Origin of the sequence: Pseudomonas morbosilactucae, assembly GCF_023241715.1 — a bacterium.
GTDB classification, from domain to species: domain Bacteria; phylum Pseudomonadota; class Gammaproteobacteria; order Pseudomonadales; family Pseudomonadaceae; genus Aquipseudomonas; species Aquipseudomonas morbosilactucae.
Genome location: NZ_JALQCW010000129.1, coordinates 1 through 9,643 on the forward strand (window position 1 = coordinate 1; position 9,643 = coordinate 9,643).

At 59.5% G+C, this 9,643-nt stretch carries 11 protein-coding genes and 1 pseudogene; 1 reads left to right on the forward strand and 11 read right to left on the reverse strand.

What is annotated here, in order from left to right; genetic code table 11:
* The 11 genes and pseudogenes from M1B34_RS33120 to M1B34_RS33170 form a co-directional block, all read right to left on the reverse strand.
* Positions 1-182: pseudogene (locus tag M1B34_RS33120) on the reverse strand (phage baseplate assembly protein V); the annotation flags it as partial.
* Positions 179-691, reverse strand: coding sequence for a hypothetical protein (locus M1B34_RS33125; RefSeq protein WP_268267374.1), 513 nt, complete (start codon positions 689-691; stop codon positions 179-181). The pseudogene M1B34_RS33120 and the gene M1B34_RS33125, both read right to left, overlap by 4 nt.
* A complete protein-coding gene (locus M1B34_RS33130; RefSeq protein ID WP_268267375.1) occupies positions 684-1,337 on the reverse strand; it encodes a hypothetical protein in 654 nt (217 codons plus the stop codon). The genes M1B34_RS33125 and M1B34_RS33130 overlap by 8 nt, the downstream gene beginning before the upstream one ends.
* Positions 1,334-1,648: a head-tail joining protein gene (locus M1B34_RS33135; protein ID WP_268267376.1), complete on the reverse strand. Its 315-nt coding sequence runs from the start codon at positions 1,646-1,648 to the stop codon at positions 1,334-1,336. Before M1B34_RS33135 ends, M1B34_RS33130 begins: the two co-directional genes overlap by 4 nt.
* Before the next feature lie 2 nt (positions 1,649-1,650).
* Positions 1,651-2,646, reverse strand: a complete 996-nt coding sequence (locus M1B34_RS33140; protein ID WP_268267377.1) for a major capsid protein — start codon at positions 2,644-2,646, stop codon at positions 1,651-1,653.
* Positions 2,647-2,709: 63 nt separating this feature from the next.
* The gene (locus tag M1B34_RS33145) at positions 2,710-3,054 is read right to left on the reverse strand and encodes a head decoration protein (RefSeq protein WP_268267378.1); all 345 of its coding nucleotides are present in this window, start codon (positions 3,052-3,054) and stop codon (positions 2,710-2,712) included.
* Positions 3,051-4,202: a head maturation protease, ClpP-related gene (locus tag M1B34_RS33150; RefSeq protein WP_268267379.1), complete on the reverse strand. Its 1,152-nt coding sequence runs from the start codon at positions 4,200-4,202 to the stop codon at positions 3,051-3,053. The genes M1B34_RS33145 and M1B34_RS33150 overlap by 4 nt, the downstream gene beginning before the upstream one ends.
* Complete coding sequence (locus M1B34_RS33155) at positions 4,199-5,680, reverse strand: phage portal protein (RefSeq protein ID WP_268267380.1); 1,482 nt, start codon at positions 5,678-5,680, stop codon at positions 4,199-4,201. Before M1B34_RS33155 ends, M1B34_RS33150 begins: the two co-directional genes overlap by 4 nt.
* Complete coding sequence (locus M1B34_RS33160) at positions 5,680-5,886, reverse strand: phage head-tail joining protein (protein WP_268267381.1); 207 nt, start codon at positions 5,884-5,886, stop codon at positions 5,680-5,682. Before M1B34_RS33160 ends, M1B34_RS33155 begins: the two co-directional genes overlap by 1 nt.
* 1 nt (position 5,887) lies before the next feature.
* Complete coding sequence (locus M1B34_RS33165) at positions 5,888-7,912, reverse strand: phage terminase large subunit family protein (RefSeq protein ID WP_268267382.1); 2,025 nt, start codon at positions 7,910-7,912, stop codon at positions 5,888-5,890.
* Positions 7,893-8,525 carry a terminase small subunit gene (locus tag M1B34_RS33170; RefSeq protein WP_268267383.1) on the reverse strand — a complete coding sequence of 211 codons (633 nt, stop codon included), beginning with the start codon at positions 8,523-8,525 and terminating at the stop codon, positions 7,893-7,895. The genes M1B34_RS33165 and M1B34_RS33170 overlap by 20 nt, the downstream gene beginning before the upstream one ends.
* Before the next feature lie 207 nt (positions 8,526-8,732).
* Between M1B34_RS33170 and M1B34_RS33175 the strand changes: the two genes are divergently transcribed.
* Positions 8,733-9,482, forward strand: a complete 750-nt coding sequence (locus tag M1B34_RS33175) for a hypothetical protein (RefSeq protein WP_268267384.1) — start codon at positions 8,733-8,735, stop codon at positions 9,480-9,482.
* The last annotated feature ends 161 nt before the right edge of the window (positions 9,483-9,643 follow it).

A 9,643-nucleotide genomic window follows, 5' to 3' on the forward strand; every position in this document is an offset into this window, starting at 1 on the left:
GGCGCTCGGCCAGTGGCGGGCCTTGCCGGCGGCCTGGCTATGCCAACGGACCCAGGCGCTGGTCCAGCCGGCGCCATCGGAAACACGCACAGTAGGCCGCGGCCAGGATCCACGCCGACTACGCTGCAAGGGATGATCAGGCCGGCCAGCATGCGGTCATGGGCCGCTGCAACGTAGCTCACGGCTCACCCGCCATACGAACGTCCGGGGCATCATCCCCCAGGTTGAGTTCCAGCACGCCCGCCGGCTGATCCGGCCACGGCCATTCCTCGGGGCCCAGGTAGATGCCCTGGGTCCACTCCACGACCCAGACCGCGTAGCCGTCCAGCTCAGGCCGAGTCCAGTCCTGGGCAGCCCGGACAAACTCGGCGGCATCTGCCTCCACGCCCCAGGTCTGCAAACGCAGCAGCACCGCGAGCTGGGCCGCAACGAACGCCGCTTGCTGCTGGCACTTTTCCTGTTCAGACCCAACAATTACCCGGGCCTCAAAGCGTGCCTCCAGCGCCGTCTCACCGGTGAGTTGGTCATTCCCTGGCTCCATTTCCACCAGCTCGATCACCACGGCAGGAATGGGTACATGGTCGAGCATGTCCGGCATGGTGCCCACGAACTGCAGGCCGGGAATGGCTTCGCGAATGTGCTGCTCTATCGCGCCGTACAACTGATCAAGGCTGAAAGGTTCATCAGACACTCTTGGTACCTCGCAAGTATTTCTGCAGCTCAAAGTTCAGCTCTTGCTCCAGAATCGTCATCAGACGTTCGTCAGCCTTCGCCACCCACTCCTGAAACTGCGGCCGGACGTCGTCCAATGACACCTTGGCCTTTGCCAGTGGGAACCGGTTATCGTTCTCTGCAACAAAGCCCGAGCGCCGCTTACCTTGGAGCGTCTCGGGATAGTCCGCTGCCCTGAAGTGCTTGCTGCCGGTACGGATCCAGATATCCGCCTGGCCGCCGTAGACTTTCTTGAAGAACGCGCCCTGATAACGCCGCCCGGCCACCGACACGCCCGAGCGGTTTTGACGTGCACGCCCGATGCGGCTGGACTCAATCGGGTTAATCCCAAACCAGAGCTTGCCCTGGCCTTTGCTGTTGATCGGGTAAGCCCGCAACCGCTGGCGAACGGCGGCGACTGCGATCCGCTCCTTGCTGCTGACAGCACGCGCAATGTGCGTGCGAAGCCAGCGCAAGGTTTTGTTGATCGCTCGCCGATGGGCAGCTGCGGCCGCCTTGGGCACCAGCGCAGTGAAGTCCTTGTAGGCCTGCATATCGGTTTTCGATAGCTGCAGGGTGATCATCGCGTCTCGGGCTGACTGCTGGGTGTAGCTGCCGATGCTCATGGATTGATCCTCAGAATCAAGGTGACAAGGCCATCACCACCAGGCTCAAGACGCACCAAGGTGTAGAGACCACCACCATCGTGGGCCGGCAGATCCACGCGGACCTGCTGACGCTCGGCCACCCCTTCGGAGTCCGACACCCGGATCACCAGGTGCGGCTCGCGAAGTCCTGTGTTGATCCGGCCGAGCTTGGGTTGCAGCCAGGGCGCCGAGAACATCCCCAATACCTCGCGCCCTTCGATATAGGTCATATCGCCCAGCGCCTCGAACACCGCATCGTCAAGATCCACTAGCAGGTCGCGAATGCCCACGGTTACATCTCCAGGAGGATCTGCGCCAGTGGCCGCGTGCACAGGTGCAGTGGGTTCGACTGGGCTTCGCCGGCCATACCTTTGCCGAACGGAAGCGGCTCTATCTTGCTGTAGTACGGCAGGCCCTCGGTGTTGACTGTCTCCATGTAGTCGGCCGGTGCAAACACCGAGATGTACAGATCCGGAACGCCCTCTGGGATCAGCAGGGCCTTGTCGTCATGAACAAACGAAACCCCAGCGACCTTGCCGCGATAACGCTCCCAGACGATGCCACCAAACTCGAAGCTCTCGCGGGCATCACCCCGCAGTGCTGCGGCCTGCTGGGTGTTGAGGAAGGTTTCCGTAACCTTCTCGTGCGTCATCAGCTTGTTCCAGAAATGCTTGCCACAGAAAGCCCGGGCCCCGCTGCTGGTGATACTGCCCAGCGCATCTTCCTGCAGGTCCAAGGCGTCGCCGCATTTTTCACGGATCTCTGTGGCAGGGCTATTAAGTCCCATCGACATTCTCTTACGGCTCACCCCGAAGGTCTTGTAGATGTCCAACAGGACGGTCCTGCCATCCGCATCAAGGATCTGACCGTTCAAGGCGCCCATGCGCTGGAATTCGTGGGTGGCATCCAACTGCCGACGGCACTTGGCCAGGCGCTTGTTAACCACATCCTGCACCGACTGCAGCTCGCTGCGCGTACCGAAAGCACGGATGCCCTGGATCTCATCGGCCTTGATGGCAAAACGCTCCGGCAGGTGCACGGTGTTGAACGGGATCAGGTTGCGTTTGTTACCACCGACCACCAGGCCGGAGGTACCACGCTCACCGGCAGGGACCAAGGCGATGGTGTCGCCGTCCTTCTCGATCTGTACGGTCAGAGTGGTAATGCCCTCTTCCTGGAACAGGCCCAGGCTGCTGATACGACCCGGGAGATACTCCTGATCGTTGATCGCAGCAGTCAGCGAGGAAACAGAAAACGCATCGTCGTTAAAAATCTCAATGTCAGCCATGAAGCTATCTCCAGAAAGCAAAAAACCCGCAAAGGCGGGTTCGGTAAACGAGGATGAATCGCCTTAGCGGACGATCACGGAATGATTGGCCAGGGCCTTCTCGGCGGCTGGGTCCAGGCCGGTCAGGTGCGCTTCGCTGACCTCAGCCAAACGCACTACGGCACGGCCGCGACGGACCAGATCCGACTCCCCCAAGGGCCCATAGAGAATGGCCTGGGCGTTTTCGCTGCCGTCTTCGGCTGTCGGGTTGTAGGGGGCAAACTCACCAGTAGCTACAACAAGGCCGAGAATCTGCCCCGGCTCCAGGGCCGGTCCGGCAGCCACGTTGATGGCTTCGCGGGAAATAGTGCCCGCACCTTCGGACAGCAGGAATTCACCCGCATGCATCGGCTCACGTTGAATGGTCATGGTCTAACTCCTTTTGCGGATGGATTTCGTGCAGCCTGGCGAGCAGCCCAGATAGAGGGCTGATCAATCTGCTTGGCCTGGACTTTTTGAGGCTGGTCAACTTCCAGCGGCAAGCTGTTATCGATCTCGAAGCCTTTGCCCCCGGTGACGATCTTGTCGAAGAGGCGCGCCCGCACCGCAGCCACATCCAGACCCGCACCCACATACTCGACGCTGAACTCAGGAAGTCGGGCAGCCACACACAGGTCATTCACAGCCTTGGCCCGGGCCACACCGGCCAGCACGACCTCTTCACTTTCGAGCTGGGTCGATTCGAGCAGGGGCGCTACTAGATTGCTGATACCCGCCGCCGCGCAACGCTGGGCAATCATCAAGGCCAGCTTGGCCGAGTCGACCACGGACGGTGCTGATGAAGCGGGTGGATCAATGGGGTCAACGTCCGGGTCTGCCTCAGCCGGCTCGTTGAGCTGGGCCAGTAGATCCGCTGGGGCATGCTGATAACGCTGCATCACCCCGCCCTGTCCCAGGCACGCCTTGACCTTCACGCCGTCGCCCACTTCATCGGCCAGCCCAAGTGCCACTGCCTCGTTGGCGGTGAGCCAAGTTTCGGCATCGACCAAACGCCGCAACTCAGCCTCATCAATCTCGGTGGCCTTCGACTTATAGGCCGCGATAATTGCCTCAACGGTCTGGTCGAGAGCATCAGCTACCTTGCGGAAATCCTCGGCATCGCCAGATGCGTAGGTCCAAGGGTTGTGAATCATCATCATGGCGTTGGCCGCGATCACCACCCGGTGCGCGCCACACACCGCCACACTGGCCGCACTGGCTGCCAGTGCATCAATACGCCCAGTGCAGCGGTCGCCTAAGCGCCGCAAGGCGTTGTGCATCGCCAGACCATCGAACAGGTCGCCACCGATGCTGTTGAAGGCAGCGATCACAGGCGACACACCGTCATCCATGGCACGCAGGTCCTGCACAAATTGATTAGCTGTCACGCCCCAGGTACCGATCTCGCCGTAGACAAACACCTCGATCACACGCTCAGTGGCTTCACCACTGGCCAGCACCGTGTACCAGCTTTCGTCTTTGACCTTCACCCGCTCGCCGGCTCGGTTGTAAATGCGCGGACGCGCTTTTTTGCTCATGGTTGCTCCTTGTCGTCGTTGGTGACGACGGCGTCGAGAGTGTTGTAGTTGAGGCCCAATTCAGCAGCCCTGGCGAGGTCTGCGGCGTTTTCAGCATCTACCGTTTCAGCGTCATAACCGGTGCGCAACACCATTTCGCTACGCGAGGCAAAGCCCGCCTGGACTTCCATACGTCGCGCCTGTACGTCCTGAACTGGTTGGATATACGCCCAACCTTGCGGGATCCAACGGGTACGCAGGTATTCGCGGCGGCGGCGCGTGTAATCGTCCAGGACCAACGAACCTGACAACACCGCCATGTCCATCCAGGCGGCCCGCACCGGGCGGCAAAGCTGGTGCACGTACACCCCAAATTGCAGTTGCTCCAGGCGGCGCCGAAACTCATTGAGCACCACCCGCAGTGCACGATCGTTGACCTCACGCATGTCGCCAGTGAGGATCTCGTAAGGAGTTCCTGTCCCTGCCGCGGCGGCCATCAATTGCTGCCGCATGAAATCCGGATAGTTGTTGCCCGCGTCAGGCGGCTTGGAAAACTCGACCTCCTCACCTGGCCCAAGCTCCTGCATGGTGCCGGGCTCAAGCGCGACCATCGGAGTAAAGCCATCACGATCCAGGCTCAACGGCTGGCCGGTAATAGGATCCCTTGGCACCGGCCCGGAGTCCGGCGGCGGACGGGTGATGAACCCCGCGAACAGGTTGGCCACCTCCTGGCGGAACAACACCGCATCGTCGTAGTTGTCGAGACTGCGCAGGCGTTTGAGCACCGGCGATAAACGCGGTACGCCACGCAACTGGCCCGGCTCGACCGGTTCAAAGATGTGCAGCACCTGAGCGGCCGGCACGCGGACCAACTGGTTGTAACCGGCGTTCAGCGACGACGCGTCGCGAGGATGCGACAGGTACATCCAATAGGCGACTCGCTTGCCGCCCGGGGTGAACTCGATCCCCGCACGGATGACGTTTCCGGCCTTGGTGGTTTCAAACTTGTCGTGCGGCACAAACTCCGGGGCAAGGATCTGGATCTGCAACGGAACCGCTAGACCTTCGTCCAGGCCGCGAGGGCGTAACCGCACAAAACACTCACCCGAGGTTTCCACCGTGCGGGCGACCAAGGCCTGCTGACCGTAAAAGTCGGTACGCTCGTCGGCGTCCGACTCGTCGACCCAGTCCTCCCAAAGCTCCTGCAACAATTTGCGCAGGGGGGCATCATCGGTTTTAGGTCTCGGCGTGATGCCGGTGCCGATCAGGTTGCTAACGCGCTTATCGATCACGTTATAGGCATACGGATCATTACGAACCGCTGCCCGCGAACGCGACCGCAGATTGCGCAGCGCCGGGGTATTGATGCTGTTGATCCCGTTGTCTGAAGCATCCCAGCCAGCAGACCGCCGGCCCTCTCCAGCGCCTTCGTAACTGGCTTTGATGTTCGACGGCAGCACAAAGCCGTTACGGGTCAACGTAGGAAAGTAATGGGCCATTAGAGTCCCTTGCCTCCGTGATACAATCGAACTACCCGAGAACGTGGCCCGGCAGAATTGATGAGCGACGTCCTGATCTGATCGCGAGCTGTGAGCAATTCATCGATGGATCGGTACTCCACGGTTCGGTCGCCGTAGCGCACAGTTTTTTCACCGCGAGCAATGGCCGCCTCAACCGCGTCGAGGTGCTTCTGGGTAAAGGACATATCAGCGTCTCTTCAGATAACCGCTAGTGGAGCTGCGGCGTTGAGGGGGTGCCGCAGATCGCGGCGGCGTGACAGGCATAACTGCCTGTGATGCCGGTTGAGACTGTCGGGAAGCCGTTGGAGCGGGTGATTCTTCTTCAATGCCAGGCGCGATTTGAACCGGCTTGGTGCCAGTCACATCGTCGAACAAGCCAGACTGAGCCAGGGCCTGCCGGACGCGTTCCCAGTCGTGCTCCTGGTAGCGGTTGATGCCCAGGTAGTGCGCCATGGCCAGGCAATACACCATCAGGTCGAGCGCCTCGTTGCGTTCCGCCTTGCCCTTGACCCACTCGATTCGCTTGTAGCCCTTCACATAGCGAGCAACCTTGCGCTCTGCCACGCACTGGTCAAAGAACTCATCGGGCAGATCATTGGCGAAGTGCAATGCACCTGGGCCGCTGTCAAAGGGATAGCGGTTGTAGATCCAATCCTTCGCGGTGTCGGTACCGACAAACCAAAGCTCGGCGCCGTTACGTTCGGTCTGGCCTTTCCAGGTCACATCGACCATGGATGGCCGCTGAGCGATTACCGGGCGGCCTGGCTTGCTCGCGCCCTTGATGGCGAAGATATTGCGCCAGCGGCGAAGCCGGCAGAACTGGTAAACCTCGTCCGTGTGATGACCACCGGAGTCAACGCCCGTCGCCAGAATCGCCAGACCGACGCCACAAGGATGTCGATAGCGCTCCTTGAGTTTCTCGTCGAGCACTGACCATGTGCGGTCATCGGCGGGGTCGCCCCAGATCACCTGGTGATCAATCACCCAGCGCTCCATGCCAACACCGATCCCCATCACCATCAGCTCCAGACGGTTGGCCTGTACGTCGACAGCAGCGGTCAGCATCAGCACGCCAGCAGGCATGGATCCGAGGCCGTAGGTTTCGAGTCGTGCCCGATCCCGCAGCACATGGGCCTTGGTTTGCTCTTGTGCGCTATCCCAAACCTTGGCCAAGCGGGTGTTGTAGAACACCTGCATCGGCTCCAGATCACCCTTGGCCTGGGCCTTCTTAGCCTTCTCGAACTGCCGCGCCAACGTGCGCCAGTCCATCCAACCGGGCGGTGAGTACAGGGCGTTCAGATGAAAGCCCACTGTTTCCCCGTCGCCTTGTGCGTGAGATCGCCACTCACCTCGCGCCAGCATCCAGCCCTTGTGGTGCTCCTCGATCAGCACATCACACTCAGGCCCGGCGCACTGGTAATGCACCACCTTGTAATCCTGAGAGTAATGCAGGTTCTCCCACTCCAGTAACTGCATGTGCTGGCAATGAGGACACGGCACGTAGAAGTAACGCTGATCGCTGGACTCAAAAAGATCGCTAATCCGCGAGGCGCCCTTGATCGTCGGTGAGCTGGAGAAATAGAACTTGGCATTGCGGCCGAAGGTACTGCCACGGGTTTCCGCCAGTTCAATGGGGTCGCCCTCCTCGCCCACATCGACCTCCCAGCGGTCAACCTCATCGCCATAGACGTAGCGAGCCGACAACTCCGACAAGTTGGCCGCAGAGCCTGCTGTGGTGACGTACAGCGAGCCGCCTTCAAACTCCTTGGTGTCCATGGTGTTACGTGCGTCACGCGAGCGACTCGACGCAACACGCTTGCGCAGAACCGGCGTAGCCTTGATGGTCTTACTGATCCGTGACGACACCCGCTTCGCCAATCCCAGGCTCGGCAACAACGTCAGGATGTTGGACGGCGCCATATGGATCAGTCCGCCAATCCAATTCAGCGCAATCTGGGTTTTCATCAACTGCGAGGCCACCATGGTGACCACACGCTTGCACGGGTGAGCCGGTGATAAGCAGCGCATCGGCTCACGGGCATATGGCGTCCGAGAGGTCCGGTACTGACCAGGCTCAGCGGCACCGGTGTCTCGGGGGATGCGCATGTACTCATCCGCCCACTCATCAATCCATACATCCGGGTCAGGTTGCAGCCCACGAAAGTAGGCCTCGCGGTAAACCTCCGCGCCGTCAGGTCTGGCCAGGGTCATCGACTACCTCCCAGTTCGCTTCAAGGGTGTGGCCAAAGTCCTCCGCAGACATGCGACTGGCCTCTTCGAGCCGTGCGCGCAGGGCTGCCGTAAGGTGCCGCTCGATTTCCCAGGGGTCGGTCATGGCGGCCAGTTCGGGCGCGAGCTGCGGCGGCATACCCAGCAATGTGTCGCGCAACATGCGGCCGGCGTTGTAGGCACCGGACTGAACCGCCGTGATCTCCACCGTTGAGCCCTGGACCTTGTGAAACTCCGCCTCCGCAAGCTGGGCCAGGTAGTACTCGCGGTGTGCACGAGCCTTTTGAAAGTCTGGCTGCTTGCCCGGCGCTGTAGCCATTGGCTGCGGCGCAGCCGTGGAAGTCGGCTCGGCAAGAGGAGTGAGCTGGCTGTGAACGTCGCGCTGGATCCGATCCTGTTGATGGCGAGCCGCAACAGCGGCCTTACTCGGATCAGCGGTTTCAGCAATGAGGGCATCGGTGGCCAGGACATCGACCTTTTTGCCATCGGGCGAGAGCACCAGTCGGTTGTTGTCTTTCAACCAGGTGATGTAACTGGGTGACCTGCCGATGCGAGCCGCGAAGGCGCTCTTTGACAGGTAGGTTGGTTCTGTCATGAGCCCTCCTTTTTCAACAGCTTTTCAATGGAACCTTTCAATTTCAATGGATTGAATTTCAGTAAGCTGGCAACGCTGCCGCTAACTCTTTCCCGCGGGTTTGCGACCCCGTGTCCTTCAAGACTTCCCAGGGTCCCCCGCTCTTTCTACGCCATTGTCTATACACTACGCTTCGTCAATAAACCTCCAATGCATCAAGGACGAAACGTGTTCTGGAAAAGAGAAAATAAAGTTCAAGTGGAGCTCACGGCTCCTATAACCATCACTCACCCGAATTGTGCTAACCCACAAGTTTCGACTCCCGAGTCGCCGGTTACGAAGGAGGTGGACAAAGACTTTGCCCTAAAGCTATTGATCAGCTTTGCGCTCTTCATACAGGCCGCTCTCTTTGTGGATGGATATCTAGAGCTCACCGCTTACTACGAGCAGTTCGGTATACAAACGAGTGAGCTTGATTTGACTAACCCAACGATTTTGGCGGCAGGATATCTGCACAGCTTCACTGGCGTTATGAATTGGGTTGATGGGATACCACTGATTGGCCCGTTGTTGCCATGGCTCCCATTTGCAGCCGTGGCACTGACCTACGCTTATCTGTTAGCGAATCGCGAAACGAAAAGACAAGCCCTCATTGAGAAAGGCTTCACGGGGGGCGTTGCCTTACTCATTTTATTCATTGCACCTGTCTTCGGGGTGCTGCATGGTGTTGACAGAGGTAGGCAAGACATCAGTGCAATGACTGCGATCGAGGTGGCGAACGGCGTGGGCAAGGAACATAGCGTTGTTACCAAAAATGGCGAAAGAATTACTGGCCATCTCTTGGCAGCGGATACGAAGAGCACGTTCATTTTCTCAAACGACACAGTCTACAAAATCGATAACAGAACAAGTCGCATAACGAGACAGACACTGCTGAAGGAGAAACCAATCAAAGCCCTTCGAATGGGCAATGAGTAGCCTTCACTCGTCAACTTCTAAACTGCTCTGTTGGTCAGTACCCACCAGCTCATCATCTGAACGTGAGAGCCGGCGACCATCCTTCAGCAATCCGTTTGAAAAGACGGACATCCCTGCACCATTTTCAGTTGCAGGGAAACCGCGAGTCCGGTAACCCGTGT